The 18,955-nt window shown below is 52.4% G+C and carries 14 protein-coding genes; 1 reads left to right on the top strand and 13 read right to left on the bottom strand.

The features are described from left to right. Positions 1 to 54 precede the first annotated feature (54 nt). The 7 genes from AB7038_RS05350 to blaDHA all read right to left on the bottom strand — a co-directional run bounded on the left by AB7038_RS05350 (position 55) and on the right by blaDHA (position 12,801). Positions 55 to 903, bottom strand: a complete 849-nt coding sequence (locus AB7038_RS05350) for a DMT family transporter (RefSeq protein ID WP_369452944.1) — start codon at positions 901 to 903, stop codon at positions 55 to 57. 69 nt (positions 904 to 972) lie between these two features. Beyond that, positions 973 to 1,593 carry a hypothetical protein gene (locus tag AB7038_RS05345; protein ID WP_369452888.1) on the bottom strand — a complete coding sequence of 207 codons (621 nt, stop codon included), beginning with the start codon at positions 1,591 to 1,593 and terminating at the stop codon, positions 973 to 975. Further along, the gene (locus AB7038_RS05340; protein WP_369452887.1) at positions 1,583 to 2,698 is read right to left on the bottom strand and encodes a HesA/MoeB/ThiF family protein; all 1,116 of its coding nucleotides are present in this window, start codon (positions 2,696 to 2,698) and stop codon (positions 1,583 to 1,585) included. The genes AB7038_RS05345 and AB7038_RS05340 overlap by 11 nt, the downstream gene beginning before the upstream one ends. A gap of 57 nt (positions 2,699 to 2,755) precedes the next feature. Continuing rightward, positions 2,756 to 2,857 carry a pantocin A family RiPP gene (locus AB7038_RS05335; protein ID WP_349465994.1) on the bottom strand — a complete coding sequence of 34 codons (102 nt, stop codon included), beginning with the start codon at positions 2,855 to 2,857 and terminating at the stop codon, positions 2,756 to 2,758. A 311-nt stretch (positions 2,858 to 3,168) separates the two neighbouring features. Continuing rightward, positions 3,169 to 5,529: a penicillin-binding protein 1C gene (gene pbpC / locus AB7038_RS05330; protein WP_369452886.1), complete on the bottom strand. Its 2,361-nt coding sequence runs from the start codon at positions 5,527 to 5,529 to the stop codon at positions 3,169 to 3,171. A gap of 23 nt (positions 5,530 to 5,552) precedes the next feature. Then, a complete protein-coding gene (locus AB7038_RS05325; RefSeq protein WP_369452885.1) occupies positions 5,553 to 11,468 on the bottom strand; it encodes an alpha-2-macroglobulin in 5,916 nt (1,971 codons plus the stop codon). Between the two features lie 193 nt (positions 11,469 to 11,661). After that, on the bottom strand, positions 11,662 to 12,801 hold the full coding sequence (blaDHA, locus tag AB7038_RS05320) for a DHA family class C beta-lactamase (protein ID WP_369452884.1): 1,140 nt from the start codon (positions 12,799 to 12,801) through the stop codon (positions 11,662 to 11,664). Between the two features lie 110 nt (positions 12,802 to 12,911). On the opposite strand from blaDHA, the gene ampR reads away from it, so the two are divergent. Then, positions 12,912 to 13,784, top strand: a complete 873-nt coding sequence (ampR, locus tag AB7038_RS05315) for a LysR family transcriptional regulator AmpR (RefSeq protein ID WP_369452883.1) — start codon at positions 12,912 to 12,914, stop codon at positions 13,782 to 13,784. 3 nt (positions 13,785 to 13,787) lie between these two features. On the opposite strand, the gene hypA is transcribed toward ampR, so the two are convergent. Genes hypA through hybA form a run of 6 tightly spaced genes read right to left on the bottom strand, consistent with a single transcriptional unit; the run spans position 13,788 to position 18,954 of the window. Beyond that, positions 13,788 to 14,129, bottom strand: coding sequence for a hydrogenase maturation nickel metallochaperone HypA (gene hypA / locus AB7038_RS05310; RefSeq protein WP_072869380.1), 342 nt, complete (start codon positions 14,127 to 14,129; stop codon positions 13,788 to 13,790). Then, on the bottom strand, positions 14,122 to 14,613 hold the full coding sequence (gene hybE, locus AB7038_RS05305; protein WP_369452882.1) for a hydrogenase-2 assembly chaperone: 492 nt from the start codon (positions 14,611 to 14,613) through the stop codon (positions 14,122 to 14,124). The genes hypA and hybE overlap by 8 nt, the downstream gene beginning before the upstream one ends. Beyond that, complete coding sequence (locus tag AB7038_RS05300) at positions 14,606 to 15,100, bottom strand: HyaD/HybD family hydrogenase maturation endopeptidase (RefSeq protein ID WP_368889400.1); 495 nt, start codon at positions 15,098 to 15,100, stop codon at positions 14,606 to 14,608. The genes hybE and AB7038_RS05300 overlap by 8 nt, the downstream gene beginning before the upstream one ends. Beyond that, positions 15,100 to 16,803 (bottom strand): hydrogenase 2 large subunit, encoded by a 1,704-nt coding sequence (gene hybC / locus AB7038_RS05295; protein WP_369452881.1) that lies wholly within the window; start codon positions 16,801 to 16,803, stop codon positions 15,100 to 15,102. Before hybC ends, AB7038_RS05300 begins: the two co-directional genes overlap by 1 nt. Beyond that, positions 16,800 to 17,981 (bottom strand): Ni/Fe-hydrogenase cytochrome b subunit, encoded by a 1,182-nt coding sequence (gene hybB / locus AB7038_RS05290; RefSeq protein ID WP_368889402.1) that lies wholly within the window; start codon positions 17,979 to 17,981, stop codon positions 16,800 to 16,802. The genes hybC and hybB overlap by 4 nt, the downstream gene beginning before the upstream one ends. Further along, positions 17,971 to 18,954, bottom strand: coding sequence for a hydrogenase 2 operon protein HybA (gene hybA / locus AB7038_RS05285; protein WP_369452880.1), 984 nt, complete (start codon positions 18,952 to 18,954; stop codon positions 17,971 to 17,973). Before hybA ends, hybB begins: the two co-directional genes overlap by 11 nt. Between the last annotated feature and the right edge of the window lies 1 nt (position 18,955).

Here is an 18,955-nt window from a genome sequence, read left to right as displayed (position 1 = left end):
GTTTTATTATCAGCGCTCTCCCGGAATGTGACCTGTTCCGGGAGAGCGATTTTATTATCTGCCGGATGACTTTTCCTTCCGGAACGCAATAAAAAGGCCGGAAATAATAAATAACATACCAGCCAGCATACTCAGCGTGACAGATTCATCCAGAAAAAAACAGGAAATAAAAACGCTGATAACCGGTGACAGCAAAATGGCACAGGATGTCAGTTCCGCCCCGCCCTTTTCGATCATATAAAACCATAAAATATAGACAAAAACACCGCCGGTTATTCCTGTATACAGTACCGGTAATAACACATCAGGCTGACTGAACACAGATAATGGCAACCAGAGATCGGCAGACATAAATGGCATCGTCAGTACGATCAGCAGCAACGAAACACCGTTCTGATAGAATACCCTGAGCAAAAGATTTGATTTAACCGGTATTTTTTCTGACAGAACCGTTCCTGTAGCCCAGCAAAAGGCACTGATTAATATAATTAACTCGCCTGTTCCGATTTTATCGGCGGAAATAAAAATCAGTACGCCTGTCACACCCAAAATCGCTGTCATCACATATTTTATGTTTATACTTCTGTTGATAACCACATAAATTAATGATGTGAAAACCGGCATGGTATAAATCAGCACAGACGCTTTTACCGCATCGGTATAAAACAGAGCGATATTATTCAGCAACGGCACTAAAAACAGATTGAATACCCCTGAAGGAATACATAGCAGAACATCCTGAAACACGATTTTTTTCCGGAAAAAAAACAAAGCAACAATGAGTAAAATAACAACAGAAATAACATTGCAATAAAACCGGAATGGCCATGCACCAATGTGTTCAATCGCTGCTTTAGAGACAGGGAAATTACTCCCCCATATCAGGGCAATGACTAATGCCATGCACAGCAACAACTTTTTTTCAGTCATAGCGGGCAACTAAGGCAATACGTTTATTCTGTGTTTTTGCTGTTACCATTGAAACAAAATGCGGAATATTTTTTTACCGGTATCAAATATCAACGCCGACATATTATTAGGTATCAACGTGTCAATAATTTTTTTACCATCATGATCTAATATCATCGTAAGACCACCATGATTAACATTCCAGCTTTTTGTGAAATTTATTACCAGTCCGATACTCTGTCCCGGGTCACTATGCACAGTTAAAAAATCACCATAATTAAACCTATTAAGATAAATAACGGTATTGCTCTTTAAAGATCTTCCCGTGACACATTTAAGGAAGTTAAAAAAACGAAGGCTATTAACAATAGTTTTTGCCTTGTGAAAACAGACTACCGACTTGCCAATATCATCATCAATTATTCTTCTGAATGAGAATGAAAATCGCCCTGACTCATAATCAGATAATGCAGATGCCCTTTCATTTTCAATCAGTAGCTGATCGTGTTTTTTTAAATAAAAATCATATTCACCATTCTTGTTTCTGATAATCCATGACCAATACTCCTCATCTATGTTATAAAATTCTTCAGAGAAGATATTAAGTTCAGGAAAAAAAATTTCTATATTAAATGATACATAACCTTGCTTCTGAAATATTACAGATAGTTTATCATATTTCATTATATATAGTTTCCTCTCTGACACTAAAATCACGAAGATTCAAATGCCATTTTTTACCTTCCAGGGCCGTAGCATCATAACCCGTAAGAATTTTTACAACCTGGTCGGTAATCAATCCTGACATTGCTGCTAATGATGGTGCACTTTGCCAGGCATTTACCACCCGGTGGCCATTAAGAAATTGCTGCTTCATACGTGCTTTACGAAATTTTCTGATATCAGCATTGTTACCATAATAATTCTGACCGGCTTGTTTTTTTACATCAGAATAATTCAAACCATTACCATTATTCAGATAAACAGGCCCGACAGAAATATCAAAGGGGTCACCACCGAGCTCAACAACAGGAATATTATTGATATGAGCTAAACGATGAATACTTTCTTCCACCGTATTTTTTCTGTAATAACCAAGGCTAGCCCAGGCCAGTAATACGATATTAACGCCATCTAATAATTCTGAAAGCTGATTTTCATCAGTTGTGGCAAAAACAGGATACTTCTCAACTTTCACGTATTTATTATGCTGCTTCAATGAATCTGATGCTGCATCTGTCTTTTTTCTGCCGATATCATCCGATGTGTATAATATCTGGCGGTTTAAGTTAGATAACTCAACTTCATCTCCGTCAACAATTCTCAGTATCCCGACACCGGATACAGCTAACTGAAGAGAACACCATGTTCCCCAACCTCCCATACCCAATACTAATACACGACTTTTTTTTAGTTTTTCCTGGTATTTAATTGCATTATTATTTTTATCTACAACAGAAAATTGGAGTAACTGGCGATCATATAATTCTATTTCTTCGGATGTTAAGATATCGGAATAGCAGGCATTCTCGTCAATAAGCCCATAATCATTAAGCTTATTAATAAACCATATAGCATCATTATCATTAATTTCATATCCTTTCATGGATACTTCTTTAATAATTCTGGGAATAGTATGTAACCCATCAAGTTTTGACAATACAACCTTAACCCATTCCGGAGGGTTTTTTATTATCTTAGATCCTCCCGGAATTTCACCAATGCAAATATCGCCATCATCTGACAAAACAACATTATGAGAACGTTTAATAAGTGGTTTTGTTATCATTACACCAATCCTTCCCGTTATAATAATAAAAGCCACCATATGGTGGCTTTTAATTTATCACTCTAACTCAATAACTTGATCTTCTGTATACATAGCGATCTCTTCACTAATTGATGAAACACGCTCTTCAAGATCGGTAAAAATGATTTCATTTTCCATGTAACACCTCATTAAGTGGCTATTTCAATCTTACTAATACGTCAGTAAATTAAAATCATGACTTCATGACATTAACAATGTCTAGTATTTTAAATTCCTCCGGATTGTCAACATCAAGATATAAAAACAATCAAAAATGGGATTAAACTAACATTCACACATACCAAGGCGAAATGCAAAATAGAGATAAATAACTCAAGTAAATATATTGTGGTGTGTATAATAGAATTAAAAATAATAAAATTAAAAAACAAAATATTTTTCATCACTCTTTTATTAAAAAAAATAAAATAAAACTGAGGTTTAATATATCACCCGTCCCTCACCCCCAGAATATCCACCTGAATCATCCGTGAATCTGCACGGCCGTAATCATCCACGGCACGGATACGGTAGCGTCCGGCGGCTTCCGGTTTCCATTCCAGCGGGTGGCGGCTGGTGCTGTTACCAAGGTATGCATCACCGGCAAACCAGTAAATCACACTGCTGTCATTATCCGCAGTGGCGGTAAAAAACAGGGAGGATGGCTGGTTTGCTGTCCGCCGCAGTGTGTAGGTGGTGTTGCGCAACGGTGAGGTGATACGCGGTGGTGTGCCGCCGATCAGGCTGTTGCCGCCTTTGCAGTGTGCGGCAGACGGCGGGGTTTTCTTCGGCAGACCGGCCATGGCAAACACCCGCGCCAGGTCAGACGGCCAGTATTCATAGATATCAATATTCACCTCAGCAGGATCATAAGGCGGACACACCACGTCGCCGGTGATTTTATCCGTTGCCACCGGGCGGTAGATGGTATCAACCGCAATGGGGGATTTACCGGGGATAAACCAGGTTTTGCCCCGCCGCTGGCACCACTGCGTCGGCAGGTTGCCGCTGGCCAGACAAACCTCCACCTGACGGAGATTCGCCGGTTGCGGAAAGTCCGGCTCCCTCAGCGCCGGGTACTCCGCCATAATGTTGTCGATAATATTGAAAAACAGCGGTGCGGCGGCTTCCGCACCAATCAGCGCACTGTTTCCGGTGCCGTCAAAGTTCCCGAGCCAGACCACCAGTACATACGGACCGGTGATGCCACTGCTCCAGGCATCACGGAATCCCCAGGACGTACCGGTTTTCCAGTACACCGGCAGTGTCATCGGTTTTTGCGCGAGAGTGTTACCGGGACGGCGGTGCTGCCCCAGCATATCCAGGGTGATGAATGCCGCTTCATCACTCAGCAGGCGGACCGGTGCAGCAGGCTGTTCTGATTCAGTCATCCGCAGCGGACGCAGAACGCCCCGGTTTGCGAGGATCGCATAGAGTTTTGCCAGCTCCTGCGCCGTCACTTCACCGCCGCCCAGGACCAGCGACAGCCCGTAGTGTTTTTCCCCCGCCATCCCGGAGAGCCCGGCCAGACGGAGAAACTGATAGAGATTCGGTTTGCTGAGTTTTGCCGCGATATCCACCGCCGGAATATTACGGCTGTAGTTCAGTGCCTGTGTCGCCGGCAGCGGCCCCATAAAGCGCAGGTCGAAGTTCTCCGGCGCGTAGCTGCCGAAAGTGGACGGCACATCTTTAAGAATGGTCAGCGGATGCAGTACGCCCTGCTCCAGCCCGAGTGCATAAATAAAGGGTTTCAGCGCCGAGCCGGGAGAGCGTTTGGCATTGGTGCCGTTCACCTGGCCGTGGATCGCCGTGTTGTAATAATCCGCCGAGCCCACCAGCGCCCGCACACCCATATCACGGGTATCGACAAGGAGCACCGCCGCATTGTGTAGCCCCGCCTGCTGACGGCGGGCGATAAAAGCAGCCACCTGTTTTTCAGCAATGCGCTGAAGATTCACATCCAGTGTGGTGACCACGGTTTGCTGTTTTTCAGCACTGAACCGGTTCTGCCGCGCTATCTGCTCAATCAGATGCGGGGCGATGTAAGGCATCTGCTCCGGCTGGCGCAGCATCAGCGGCAGTTCAAACAGTGCCGCCATGTTTTCATCATCCGGATGCTCTTCCCGCCAGCGCTGCCAGAGCCGGTTACGTGCCTGCATCAGCGGCTGACTGATATCCGCCGCACCAGGTGTGACACGATACCCCGGCGACTGCGGCAGTACCGCCAGTGTCAGCGCTTCCGGCAGCGTTAAATCCGCCGGTTTTTTATTGAAATAGACCAGTGAGGCCGCCCCGGCGCTCTCAATATTCCGGCCATAGGGGGCATAGTTAAGATAGGCTTCCAGAATGTCGTGTTTGGAATAGCTCAGTTCCAGCTGCACAGCCCGCAGGATCTGTTCGGTTTTCCCCCGCAGGGTACGGGTGTTGAGGTGCCAGCGCATCCGCGCCAGCTGCATGGTAATGGTTGAACCACCCTGAAGCCGCTCTCCGCTGATGTAACTGACAAAAAAACCGCGCGTGAGGCTGTACGGATTAAACCCGGGATGGAGATAAAACCAGCGATCCTCATAACGCAGCGTGCCTTGTGTCAGCAGGGGTGACATCTCTTCCAGCGGTGTCCACAACCGGTAGCGGTCATCGTTTGCCAGTGTCAGGCGCAGCAGTGTGCCGTTGCGGTCATAATAGGCAACCGACAACGGCAGCCCCTCCGAGAGCGGCGGGTGCGGCCAGAGGCGGAATCCGGTCAGAAACAGCGCCAGCAGGATAATCACTGCCGCCAGGTTCTGTAAAATACGCCGGATGCCGCTCATTCTGACTGATACCGCCTGTGCATTCAGGATTTGTCACCGGCCGGCGGCAGAACCGTAAATACCCCGGCTGCCGCAGACTGCGCCTGAATCTCCCGGTCATACATAGCTTCGCCGAACGCCGGCGGAATGATAAAGCGCCCTGTATTCACCGGTTTTATCTGATAGATAAACTCCTGACTATCCGCCGCAGCACTACCGTAGATAAGCACTCTGTCCTCGCGGGCATCAGTGAAATCCGGTACCCAGCGGCGGCCGGTGCTGAACGGGAGCTGTGACAGTTGCAGGCTGTCCGCCGCTTCCGGATCCTGGCGCACCACTTCAAACCCGCCCGGCAGCAGATCCGCCACCACAATATTATTCAGCCCCTGTCTGGCATTGGCGCGGATATGCAGACGGACATAGACTTTTTCACCCTGCGCCGCACGGGTTATCACCTCACCTTTTTCATTCAGGTAATCACGGCTGATTTCCAGCCCTTTCGCTACTGCGGCCTGCGGTGATGTGCGGTCAAAACCGGATTCTGTCACCACATACCAGGCCGGGTTATCCGACGGATTATCAAAGCGGATTTCACTGACACCATCACCGAATTTTCCGGTCGCGGAGGCATTTTTCATCACAGAGATCACTTCAGGCGCTTCTTTGCCTTTCAGGACGCTGATAGTGAGTTCACCGGCCTGTGCCCCGCTCTGCTGCATATGACGGCTGTAGTATTCCATTGCCAGAATACTCATGGCGGCTGAATAGGTGGTGTAACGCTCCTCTTTAAAGCGCAGCACCATGTTTTCCAGCAGTTGCGGCGGTATAGCAGACACTTTTTCCGGGAAATGACGGACAATCAGATAAAGCCGTGTACTGTCCTGCACCAGCGGATCGAGATAGCTCCGTGTCCACCATGCTTTGCTGTAAGCCGTGTTCAGGGCTTTCCACGTCGGTGCCAGCATCATATCTGCCTGTTTATCCATCTTCAGCATTTTGTAGGATGCCGCGAGATACAGCGCGCCCGGATCTGCCTGCCACGAATCCGGATAACTGCTCTGCATCTGTGTCTGCACCTCAGCCAGCAGTCCGGTGGTCACTTCGCCCTGACGGGTAAGCAGATAGACAGCAAAGGCGCGCATCCGCAGATCATCCTGCGTATTGAGCATCGGGTTCGCCGCCACTTTCTTCAGATAAATATTGGCGGAGCCGAGCAGCGATTCCTGCACCGGATAACCGGTGTCCTGTGCTTCCAGCAGGAACTGCACCACATACAGCGTGACAAACGGATCGGTTTCCGGCATCGCCTGCCATTCACCGATACCGCCCTGGCCGTTCTGCCGCGTCAGCAGTGTGGTCATGGTCTGTTGCAGCTGTTTGCGGATCGCTGTCTGTGACTGCAGTGTGCTGATTTCCGGATTACGCTGACTGAACAGCAGCGGAATGGCGCGGCTGGTGATCTGCTCCGAACAGTTATACGGATAGTTATCCAGATACTGCGACAGCGCCTCACTCATCACCATCGGCGAGTATGATACCCGCGCATCCCGTTTGGCATAATTATCAAACATCTGCCGCAGCGCCGTCACCCGCTGCTGTTTACCGTCCATCCGTCCGAGAGACGAGCGGGTGCGGTAAGCCGAGGCCGGACGGACTGACAGATTCTGCTTGCGGACCGCCGATTTATCCCCGGAAGTGACACGGAAAGTGATATCCGCCGTGCCCGGCAGCGCATTGGCTTTCAGGCGGAACGACAGTACCGTTTCTTTCTTCTCACCGAGGGTGATCTGCTCACGGTTGCTGCCGGTGATTTCCAGTGCCGGATCAGCGCTGACGGTGACATCCAGCGGCACCGCTTCACCGTTCAGACCGGTCAGGTTATTGGCGATACCGAGGGAGACATCAAACTCATCGCCCGGGGAGACCATGGCCGGAATATTCGGTGTCAGCACAAAATCATCCCGTACCGTTGTGCTGCTCTGTGTGTGGCCGATGCGGTCAGGTGAAACGGAGACTGCCATCACGCGGATCTTACCGTTGAAATAATCCGGCACCTGATAATTAAAGACCGCGTCGCCATCAACGGCGGTGATCCCCGACCAGTAGGCCACCGGTTCATCCCGCTTGCGTTTGAACGGATTAAGGTGCAGATCGATGCCCTCTCCGGCATCTCCGCCCGGGGCTGCGGTCAGCGCCATCATTTTGCTGAATTCCGGCAGGATCAGATCGAGGATCTGAGTGCTTTTCACTTCCAGCGCCCGTTTGCGGAAGAAATAATCGAGCGGATCTTTCAGGCGGTAACGCGCCACCTGCAATATGCCTTCATCGATGGCAAAAACCACCACATTCTGCGGCGAGGTGGTTTTCACATGAACCGCCAGGTTTTCACCCGGTTTCATGACGTCCGGCGATGTCAGCGTGATCCCCGCGTTAAACGCCTCATGGCTGACACGGAACGGCTGCACGCCGAAGCTCAGCGGGCTCATAAAGATTTCATCGGAGTTGATATCACGGACAAACTGCACGTTAACATAGCCGTTGCCGGTCAGTTCTGCCGGTACGCGGATTTTCTGCACCGAGTTGGTGGTGTCCGCGCGGAACCATACCCACTGATACACTTTGTCGCGCTCAATGGTGATAATACCGCTGCCGGTATACGGCGCGCTGACAGCAATTTCAATCTCTTCGCCCGGTTTGTATTCCTCTTTATTGAGCGTCAGCTGCAATTCCGCATTGCGATCCAGCGAACGGGTGATATTAGCGTTACCGGCGACGGTGTAGTCGGTTCTGTTCAGCACATTACCGTCCGCATCTTCCGCCTGTAAGATAAAGTGACCGGGTTTCGAGGTGTTTAGTGTGATATCAGTGCCGGCACTGCTGATGGTCAGCGGCTGTTCATCAATCCGGGTTTCTTTCAGTCTGGACTGATATTTGAAGACCCCGGACGGCTGGCGCATCAGCACGGAAATGTATTTCTGCTCCAGAAGCACCAGTTTCAGATTGCTTTTTTCAATACGGGTCAGTGACGGATCCACCGCAATCAGATTCAGCATCCGCACTGCATCCTTACTGATGTAATCCGTGTCGCCATCTGCTTTGATACCCACCAGCGAGTCATGCGGGGAGACCAGTACCCGCGCCGCTGCCGTGACTGAACGACCGCTGCCCGGCTCAAACGCTTCGGTGAACAGCTGTAACTGATAGGTCGCTTCCGCGTAATTTTCCAGCCCTAATGCCAGCGGGGCGGCACCGTTTTCATCGGTGGTGCGCTCTTCCAGCTGCGTTTCAAAGTTATCCGTACTGCGGCTGTTTTCATAGAAACGGTAATCCGGATACTGCGTGAATGACGGATAAACCGGCCTCATGGTCATTTTTGTCGCGATACGGCGGTTCTGCGCCGGAGTGCCGAACAGGTTCTGCACATCAACCGCCGCCTGTAATTCATCCGGTTTCACCCAGCCCTGCTGACGATCCGGCGTCAGTTTCAGTGCCACTTTCATGCTGTCCGGCTCAAACTCTTTCACCACCACGGTGGTGGTACCGAGCAGGCGCAGATCGTTCTCATCTTTACCTTCCAGGTAGAGATAGATATTCCAGTCGCCGGTCGGGGAGTTTTCCGATGTGGTGTAACTCAGTTCGCTGAAACCGGTGGCATCCAGAATAATCTGCTGTGAATGCATCAGCGTGTCGCGCGGGTCGCGGATCTCCGCCCGCAGCGGGATGCCGGTCAGCGGAGTTTTCCAGTCATAGGTACGGGTGATAAGACCTGCATGAAAGGTTTCCCCCGGGCGGTAAATACCGCGATCTGAGAAGAGATAACTGCTGAGGGTGCGCGGATCTTCCGGGGTTTCGTCGCCGTAAATATCAAAGCGTGAGAAGTCCGGCTGGCGGTCATACCAGGCATTGACCGGCAGGAAGGAGACATCCCCCTCTTTTTCCGCCAGGAACATTACCGCCATCTGTTCATTACGGAAATCATGCAGCGGCGGGAACGCGGCGTGGCCGTCACTGCCGGTTGTACGGCTCAGCAGTGTGGTGCCGTTTTTGGCCACCACAGAGACTTTCGCACCACTGACCGGTTCACCGGTATACACGGACTGCACGAACACATCCCGCGAGCCGTCGAGAGAGGATTTCGCGATGATCCCCATATCAGTGACCACAACAAAGCGCGAATCGAGAACCGCGTCCTCTTCGTAATCCTCATCCCCTTCGTCATAGCTTTCCGCTTCCGGAGCTTCCGCCGCTTTAGCCGGATCCCACGCCCGCAGGCTCAGCAGGAATATGCCGCGTTTTGCAGACGGATCGGCTGAAAGGTATTTGCTCAGGTCAATACCTTTGTACTGAATATCGCCGGGATTGGCGGCAGACAGCGCCGTCTGGTAAGTAAAGTGCTCTGTAAAGTATTCATCACTCAGACGGTTAAAATCCGTTGAGGTAAAGTTTTTATCCTTAAAGGAGACGATGTGCTGTAACTGGCCCGGGATCACCCGTTTCACATCCAGTTGCAGGCCCGGGAAGTTACGTGCCGCGACGGTGATCTGTTTTTCACCCTTCATCGACAGCAAAGCCCCGTCTGACATAAAGCGCAGTGTTTTCGGGTAATCCGGGATGCGTACCGGCAGATAACGTGATGTTTTCAGGTAATAACCGCCCGCCGAACTCATACCGCCGGTGATTTCCACCAGCAGCCAGCGGTTGGCCGGGGCATTGTAACTGAAGCTGAATGCCGCCTGATTTTCCTGCTCGCTGTCATCCGTGGTCAGCGCCACCGGCTCTGATAAGGCAATGACTTTTTCGCTGATATCATCTGATTTCCAGTCGTCGTAAATACCCTCAGAATTGTAATCAGGGTGTTTTTCCGGCAGCAGACGGGCACGAACCGCTTTTGTGATCTGTTTTTCATTCACCGGGTCGGAGAATGACACAATCAGGGCACGGCGATCTTTTCCGTCATCTGATTCCACCAGCTGACTGTCGATGCCCGTCACATCCAGGCTGTAGCGGTTCGGCACGATCACACGGAAGGTTTCATCTTTGTCCGTGGTATTGGCCGGAACGGCTGCACCGACACCGGCTCTGACTGTCAGCAGCACTTCGCTGTCCGTATCATTCAGTGCCAACTGCCCGGAGTGGATCCAGGCTTTGAGTTTTTTATCATCATAAGTGACGGTATACGGCACCGGCTTGCCGTCACGGGTCATGGACAGACGCGATTCCAGATTTTTGACATCTGCCGGAGCATTGAAGGTCAGGCCGATAATGGCGTGTTTTTTCATCGGATCCTGCGGATCCTGATAGAACTCCGCCCGGCCGCCTCGATAATAAAACTCAGGAGTGGTAAAGGTTTTTTGTTTCTCTGTTAACGCCACCTGCGGAGCCAGCAGTGTTTTGGTATCCATATCGACGGTGTAGGTTTTCCCCATCGGGAAGGTTTTTTTCGCCGTGAATATCAGCTTGCGGTCATTACGCCACTGCCACTCACCTTCCATTGCGGGTGTCAGCGTAATACCGGCAGTGACCGGTTTGCCGATCAGCGTCACCGGTGCGGCAGAGCGGGAGAATGTCACCACCACAATCTGCGCTGAATTATCATCACGGTTATAATTCACTGCCGAAGGGCGCTGCACAGACGCGGAAATATCCTGCACCACCAGCGGCGCGACATCCACCGGCTTCGGTTTGTTCTGGTACCAGTGCCGGGCGTAATAACTGCCCGCCGCCACCGCAGCGGTCAGCAGCAATAAGGCAAAAATGGTTTTCGGATAGCGGTTTACACCCCGCTCCAGCCGGGCAAGCTGATTACCGGTAAAGGTCACCCAGCCCGGTACCGCCCAGCGGATCCGTCCGGTGAACGGGCGCAGCAGAAAACCCAGCAGCGTAAAAAGAGAAACAAGAACACGTGCCGCCAGACGCAGCACCATAAAAGGTAAGCGGAGGATAAAACGCAGAACGTCCATGACAACATTTTCCTCTGTGTGTTGAACCTGACATCAGTTTGACGCAGCACACAGTGAAATCCGGTTCGGCCGGAAGCTGTCAGTGCCCGATACTCTCATCCTCCATAAAACAGCCCATAAAGCAAATTATTGCATAAGGAATAATCTTAAAATACGGCCCCGGCGTGTCCGCAGGGGCCGTTTCAGGGAAAAATTATTCCAGCGCACTCAAAATAGCCTGTGCGGCTTTGACTCTTTCGGTATTCGGGTAGTTTTTATTCGCCAGAATCACAATCGCCACCTGTTTTTCCGGAATAAAGGCCACATAGGCGCCGAAACCAGTTGTTGCCCCCGTTTTATGCACCCAGGAAGCACGGTTGTACGGCTGAACCTGATTGTCGGTTACCGGATGTGGCTGCAGTGCGACCTCGTTGGTCACGCCGTTAATGATCATATCTTTCTGCTGCGGCCAGTCATACATTTCCCAGCCCAGCCCCTGATTAATCGCGGCGGTTTTATAGTAACGGGTCTGGGCGAGATACATTGCCATTTCCAGATCCGCATTACCGGCCCGTGACGGATCCATATTCATTTCCGCCCAGCGCAGCATATCTTTTGAGGCGGATTTCACGCCGTAAGATTCCGCATCAAGCTGTCCCGGCGACACACGGACCGGTTTTTTGTTTTTATAACCGTACGCATACTGGCTTTGCGCGCTTTCCGGCACGGTAATAAAGGTGTGAGATAATCCCAGCGGTGCCAGGATCCGCGCGGTCAGCAACTGCTCATACGGCATCCCCGCCGCGTTGGCGGTCAGAGCACCAAACAGGCCGATACTGCTGTTTGCATACAGACGCATATCGCCCGGCTGCCATGATGGCTGCCACTGCTGATAGAAATGCAGCAGATCCGCACGGCTTTTTACCGCATCCGGCACCTGTAACGGCAGCCCGCCTGCGGTATAGGTGGCCAGATCCAGCAGTGTGATCCCCTTCCACTGCGGCAGGGCCAGCTCCGGCTGGTATTTTTCCGCCGGGTCATTCAGCGTCATCTCTTTTTTCGCCACGGAAACCGCACCCAGCACACCAGTGAAAGTTTTACTTACAGATCCGAGCTCAAATAGTGTATTTTCAGTGACCGGCTGTTTTGCCTCAACATCGGCAAAGCCATAGTTGAAATAATAGGGCTTGCCCTTTACGGAAACAGCAACCGCCATTCCGGGAATATCCTGCTGTGCCATCAGCGGTTTAATGGTGCTGTCCACTACCGCCGCGACATTGTCAGCGGCGGAAAACCCCGGGGCGGAAAACGCCAGCAGGGCAGAAATCAGTGTTGCAGATAATGATTTTGTCATCAGAATTAACCTTCCGTGTGTGAATAATGGCGGCAAGTATCGTCAGATCCTCCGGACAGAACAAACGGTTAATTATAACAAGAGCCTAAAGAAAAACTTACAGGTAGATTATGGTCAGACGTTATCTTCCCCTTAACCCGTTGCGCGCCTTTGAGGCCGCCGCCCGTCATCTCAGTTTTACCCGCGCGGCGATTGAGCTGAATGTCACCCATGCTGCCGTCAGTCAGCAGGTCAGAGTACTGGAAGATCAACTCGGCTGTGCGCTGTTTACCCGCGTCTCGCGCGGGCTGGTGCTGACTCATGAGGGTGAGGGATTACTGCCGGTACTCAATGAGGCGTTTGACCGGATTGCAGACACGCTGGAGTGTTTTTCTCACGGACAGTTCCGTGAGCGGGTGAAAATCGGTGCGGTGGGAACATTTGCCGCAGGCTGGCTGCTGCCGCGTCTGGCCGGGTTTTATGACAGCCATCCGCATATTGATCTGCATATCTCCACCCACAATAACCATGTGGATCCGGCGGCGGAAGGGCATGATTATACGATCCGTTTCGGTAACGGCGCATGGCATGAATCGGATGCGGAACTGATTTTCAGTGCACCGCATGCCCCGCTGTGCTCACCGGCCATTGCAGAACAGTTACAGCAGCCGGATGATGTTCACCGCTTCACGCTGCTGCGCTCATTCCGCCGGGATGAGTGGAGCCGCTGGCTGGATTGTGCGGGCGGTACACCGCCTTCACCGTCACAGCCGGTCATGGTGTTTGATACCTCACTGGCCATGGCGGAAGCAGCACAACTGGGTGCCGGAGTCGCGATCGCACCGGTATGTATGTTCAGCCGCCTGTTACAGTCGGGCGCACTGGTACAGCCGTTTGCCGCTGAAATCACCCTCGGCGGCTACTGGCTGACCCGGTTACAGTCCCGTCCGGAAACTCCGGCCATGCAGCAGTTCGCCCGCTGGCTGCTGAATACAGCGGAATAACACTCACTCACCTTCCAGGCTTTTTACCCGCAAATCATCGCCGTCACTGATGCGCAGCCGTTCACTGCCGCAGTGCGGACAGCATCCGGCGTGCTGCATAATTTCGGCCTCACGGCTGCAATCCCAGCACCATGCCTGTGCCGGGATAACATCAATATGCAGTGTGCAGCCCTGCGCCACGGTATCGCGGCAGGCGATATCAAAACAGAAATGCAGTGCACTCTCTTCCACATCCGCCAGTGCGCCGACTTCCAGCCAGACATCCGTCACCCGCGCAATGCCGTGTTGTTCAGCCTGTTCGCGGATAATATCCGCCGCACTCATGCACAAGGATAACTCATGCATGCCGGGGTACCGGTTTACCGGTAAACAGGGCTCTGCGCCCGGCCATCGCCGGGGCATCCGGATCGGTAACCGGCAGTGAGAGCAGCATACGCGCACTGTCATCTGCCAGCCTCATTCCCTCCTGCGGGGAAAGTGTGTGCGGCAGCGGCGACAGCAACGAACACGCCAGATACTGAGATACCCCTTCCAGCTCACCGACTGTGAATGTCATGGTGCCGTACGGCAGCCGCAGGCCGATTTTTTCACTGACTTTGCGCGGCGGCCAGAGCTGCTCCGGCCCCGGAAAAATCACAGCACTGAACATCCACGGCGTGATCACACACCCCGTCCACTGCCCTTCAAACAGCGTCAGTTCCGTGACATAAACCGGCATTGACAGGTGCAGAAAGGTGAGATCGTGCATAGTATCTGCCGCTATCTTTTCAAAAGCTTCGCGGATCTGCTTTGCCGGGCTGTGCATAAAGCCCTGAATATCCTCAGACATCTGCTGTCTCCTTCTTCACCGCCTCAACACCCGATTCCCGCAGTACCGCCAGCACCTGTTGCAGTGCCGGTTCAACGGCGGCCTGCAGTTGCGGGGTCAGACCGATATCCGGCTCCAGCGAGGCCGGCACCACGCCCACCAGCGTCAGTTTGGCGGGGAACTCCCCGGTAAACCGCAGCGCGGACAAGACATCGGATAACCCCAGCTGATGCGGGGAGATTTTGTTGGTAAACAGCGCCGGAACTTCCTCATCCTGCAGAATACGGATGGTACCCGGGGCACTTTTCGCCGTCACAATAGCATCGGTGATAATCAGATGATCACGCCCGGCCATGCTGTCGAGCAGTTCCATCCCCGCCGTGCCGCCGTCCATCACGTCCACATAATCCGGCAGGATATAGCGCTCCGCCAGCGCTTCCGCGATATGTACACCGATGGCTTCATCGGTCAGCAAAATATTACCGACACCTAATACCAGGATCCGCATCACAGCACCTTCACTGATACCGTTTCACGGCCATCAACATCAACAATATGAACCGCACATGCCATGCACGGGTCGAATGAGTGGATAGTACGCACCACTTCCAGCGGTTTTTCCGGATCGGCAATTTTCAGCCCGACCAGCGACTGTTCATACGGCCCCGCCACATTATCGTGATTGCGCGGCCCGCAGTTCCAGGTGGACGGCACCACCGCCTGATAGTTTTCGATCACACCGTCTTTGATCACCACCCAATGCGATAACATGCCGCGCGGGGCTTCCAGGAACCCTACGCCTTTTATCACGCCGGTGGCCGGGAATTCCGGTTTCACATAGGTGATGTGATCGCCGGTGCCGATATTGGCGATCAGCGCGGCATACTGATGCTGCAACACCGCCTGTAATTCACAGCAGTGCACCGTGCGGCCGATAATCCGCCCGAGTGTGGAGTGCAGTTGTTTCACCTCTAACGGGTTGCCGGTCAGGGTCTGATAAACCGCAATAATTTCATTCAGTTTTTCTTCTGTACCGGGGTGTTTCGCCGCCAGTTTGCAGAACATATTCGCCAGCGGACCGACTTCAACGGTTTTGCCGTACAGTGTCGGCGATTTCACCCACGAGTATTTACCGTCCGGATCCCAGCCGGTGTATTTCGGCTCGGTTGTGCCTTCCCACGGTTTCTGCGGCGCTTCATCCTGATACCAGGAGTGCGGCGAGCTTTCCTGAATACCTTCCAGCAGGAAAGCATCCGTCTGGGAATCGATCGGGCGGAAGGTCGCTAAATCCGCATTCTCAATGTAACCCCCCGGGAACAGAAAACTGCCGTTTTTGCCGTCGGTCGGGAATTCCGGGGTACTCAGATAGTTCACTGCACCCTGTCCGGTTTCAAACCACTGCGGATAAAACGCGGCGATGACCGCCGTATCAATTTTATAAACCTGCTCAACGAAATCATTCAGCTTGTCGATAAATGATTTGATATACATCAGGCGTTCCAGGTTCAGCACGCCGATACCATCGAGGTTAATCGGGTTCGCCACCCCGCCGACCGCCAGGTTCTGAATGTGCGGCGTTTTGCCGCCCAGCAGCGCCACAATACGGTTGGCGTCGCGCTGGCATTCCAGCGCCTGTAAATAGTGCGCGACGGCAATCAGGTTCACTTCCGGCGGCAACTGCATCGCCGGGTGCCCCCAGTAACCGTTGGCAAAAATCCCCAACTGCCCGCTCTCCACCAGGGCTTTGATTTTATCCTGCACTTTGATGAATTCCGGCGTGCTGTTGAGAGGCCAGTCAGACACGCCGTTCAGCATAGCTGACGCTTTTGCCGGATCCGCTTTCAGCGCGGAGGTGATATCCACCCAGTCCAGCGCGGAGAGCTGATAAAAGTGGACGATATGGTCATGAGTGGTGTGCGCCGCCAGAATGATATTGCGGATATACTGCGCATTCACCGGCACATTCAGGTTCAGGGCATTTTCCACGGCCCGCACCGAGGCCAGCGCGTGAGTGGTGGTGCATACGCCGCAGATACGCTGGAGGATCATCCACGCATCACGCGGATCTTTCCCTTTGACGATTTTTTCCATTCCGCGCCACATGGTGCCTGACGCCCAGGCTTTGGTGACCACACCATCATCAATTTCACAATCAATGCGTAAATGTCCTTCGATACGGGTGACCGGATCAATCGTAATTCTCTGGCTCATGACTTGCTTGCCTCATGATAAGGGTGAGCTGCGGTTTTATTGACTGCAGGGAGTATCGGTAACAGGCGGATCAGGAAAAGGTAAGCGCAGATCTCAACAGCCACGAAACCAATGGAAATTAACAGTTCTTCCGCCGTCGGGAAGTAGTGATAGCCATTGCCGGGATCAAACGCCAGCAATGAATAGGCAAGACGCCAGGCCGCACAACCGAGCAGCATACTCACCGCACCGATGTAGAGCAGGCGGGAGTCACGGCGGAATGCCGGGATGCTGAAAACCGCCAGTGCAATCGCCATCAGCGCGATCTCACACCAGAACAGCACAGCGTAATAATCCCCGGCGAAAGCCAGCCCGAGCTTACCGCGATAGATCAATTCCCCGAAGCGCAGCACCAGAAACAGCGCCATCAGCAGACTGACGGTCAGTGCCAGCTTGCCGAACAGGCGTTTTTCATCCGGGCCGTTGCCTTTCAGGCCGCTCTGTACCAGGGAGCCTTCAAACACCACAATGGAGAATCCCATAATAAAGGCGGTGAGCAGAGAGAACAGCGGCAGCATTTCATAGCTCTGCCACAGCGGATGCACTTTATAGCCCGCCGCAATCATCAGGGAACCCATTGAAGACTGGTGCATCGCCGGTAACAGTGCGCCGAGTGCTATCACAAAAAACATGATTTTGTTCAGCCGTTTGAGGGAGACTTTCCAGCCCATGCGCTCACAGAATGCCGGAGCCAGTTCCAGTGCCATCACGCCGATATAAATCGTCATACAGACCGCTGTTTCCAGCAGGACGGAGTTGACGTTGAAAATGCCCGGAATAAAGAAGTTTGGCATATTCCAGTAACGGCCGAGGTCAATGGTGATAGACAATCCACCCAGTGAATACCCCAGCAGGCTCGCCAGCAGCGCCGGACGCACCAGCGGGTGATATTCCCCTTTGTTGAACACATACACCGCCCACGCCAGCGCCCAGCCGCCGCAGGCAAAACCGGTGCCGATCAGCAGATCAAACGCAATCCAGATCCCCCACGGATAACCGCCGTTCAGATCAGAGACTGACCCCAGCCCGAAGACCAGACGTTTGACGATAAGCAGAATACAGAGGATAACAAGCGGCCCGAAAATGATGATCGGCTTACTGAATAATTTGCCGCCGAGGGGTTTGGGATCATGACTCATGATCATCACCTCCGTCGTGAGTGTCATTTTTGCTGTTGCGGCGCACCAGCACAGTGAGCCCGGCCAGTACCGCCAGCGGCAGGATCATCCCTTTGTACAGCGTGTGCTGGATGTTTTCAGAGCGGGCTCCGGTGGAGAGCTCAGCCAGTTCAGGCAGTTGCAGATTCTGATACGGCACGCCGGTCAGTACCATCACCTGCGTTCCGCCGCCCTCTTTTTCACCGTACAGATGCGGGTAATAGGAAGGCACGGGATGTTTGTAGTTATCACCGGTTTTCAGTGTCTGGCGCGGATAGGCGTATTCCTCTCCGGCTGTCAGCCCGAGGCGGTTTTTCGCCTCACCCATCAGATCTTCGCGGGTACCGAAGATAATCGCCCCGGTCGGACACACTTCCACACAGCCGGGCAAACCGCCTTTATCAAGCAATTCAACACCCTTCTGGTTACACAGTTCGCACTTGCTGATCGCCCCGAACGGGTTATCGTAATCGTATTTCGGCACATCATACGGGCAGCCGACCATGCAGTAGCGGCAGCCGGTGCAGATATCTTTGTCGTAATGCACAATGCCGGTGACCGGATGCTTTTTCAGCGCACCGACCGGGCAGACGGAGACACAGTTCGGATCAACACAATGCATACATTGTTTCTTGATGTAGGCATAACCATCTTTTTCCTGATCTTTGTGTTCACCGCTGCCGCTCGTCCACACCTGAATAATGTTATTGGTGTACGGTGACAGCTTGTCATTGTTGGACCATGTCTGCGCTCCGTCCGGATTACGGCCGGGGAAATTAATATCCTGACATTTGGTCACACACGCCTGACAACCGATACACAGGGTAGAATCATACAGCATGCCCAATGAACCGGGGATCGGCGGGCGGTTCGCCGCCGCCGCGTGGCTCACGGATGTATTACCTAACAGTAATGCCCCGCCGGAAGCCACTTTAATAAAGTCACGCCTGTTCACA

This window comes from Morganella morganii, assembly GCF_041099235.1.
Lineage (GTDB): Bacteria > Pseudomonadota > Gammaproteobacteria > Enterobacterales > Enterobacteriaceae > Morganella > Morganella morganii_E.
This window is presented reverse-complemented; position numbering and strand designations above follow the sequence as displayed.

What these genes read in the sequence shown, in the direction of transcription:
- hybE (WP_369452882.1), bottom strand. Translation starts at nt 14,613, where the DNA reads ATGTCTGAGGATATTCAGGGCTTTATGCACAGCCCGGCAAAGCAGATC.
- hybB (WP_368889402.1), bottom strand. Translation starts at nt 17,981, where the DNA reads ATGAGTCATGATCCCAAACCCCTCGGCGGCAAATTATTCAGTAAGCCG.
- AB7038_RS05350 (WP_369452944.1), bottom strand. Translation starts at nt 903, where the DNA reads ATGGCATTAGTCATTGCCCTGATATGGGGGAGTAATTTCCCTGTCTCT.
- pbpC (WP_369452886.1), bottom strand. Translation starts at nt 5,529, where the DNA reads ATGAGCGGCATCCGGCGTATTTTACAGAACCTGGCGGCAGTGATTATC.
- AB7038_RS05345 (WP_369452888.1), bottom strand. Translation starts at nt 1,593, where the DNA reads ATGAAATATGATAAACTATCTGTAATATTTCAGAAGCAAGGTTATGTA.
- AB7038_RS05340 (WP_369452887.1), bottom strand. Translation starts at nt 2,698, where the DNA reads ATGATAACAAAACCACTTATTAAACGTTCTCATAATGTTGTTTTGTCA.
- AB7038_RS05325 (WP_369452885.1), bottom strand. Translation starts at nt 11,468, where the DNA reads ATGGACGTTCTGCGTTTTATCCTCCGCTTACCTTTTATGGTGCTGCGT.
- AB7038_RS05335 (WP_349465994.1), bottom strand. Translation starts at nt 2,857, where the DNA reads ATGGAAAATGAAATCATTTTTACCGATCTTGAAGAGCGTGTTTCATCA.
- blaDHA (WP_369452884.1), bottom strand. Translation starts at nt 12,801, where the DNA reads ATGACAAAATCATTATCTGCAACACTGATTTCTGCCCTGCTGGCGTTT.
- hybC (WP_369452881.1), bottom strand. Translation starts at nt 16,803, where the DNA reads ATGAGCCAGAGAATTACGATTGATCCGGTCACCCGTATCGAAGGACAT.
- AB7038_RS05300 (WP_368889400.1), bottom strand. Translation starts at nt 15,100, where the DNA reads ATGCGGATCCTGGTATTAGGTGTCGGTAATATTTTGCTGACCGATGAA.
- ampR (WP_369452883.1), top strand. Translation starts at nt 12,912, where the DNA reads ATGGTCAGACGTTATCTTCCCCTTAACCCGTTGCGCGCCTTTGAGGCC.
- hypA (WP_072869380.1), bottom strand. Translation starts at nt 14,129, where the DNA reads ATGCATGAGTTATCCTTGTGCATGAGTGCGGCGGATATTATCCGCGAA.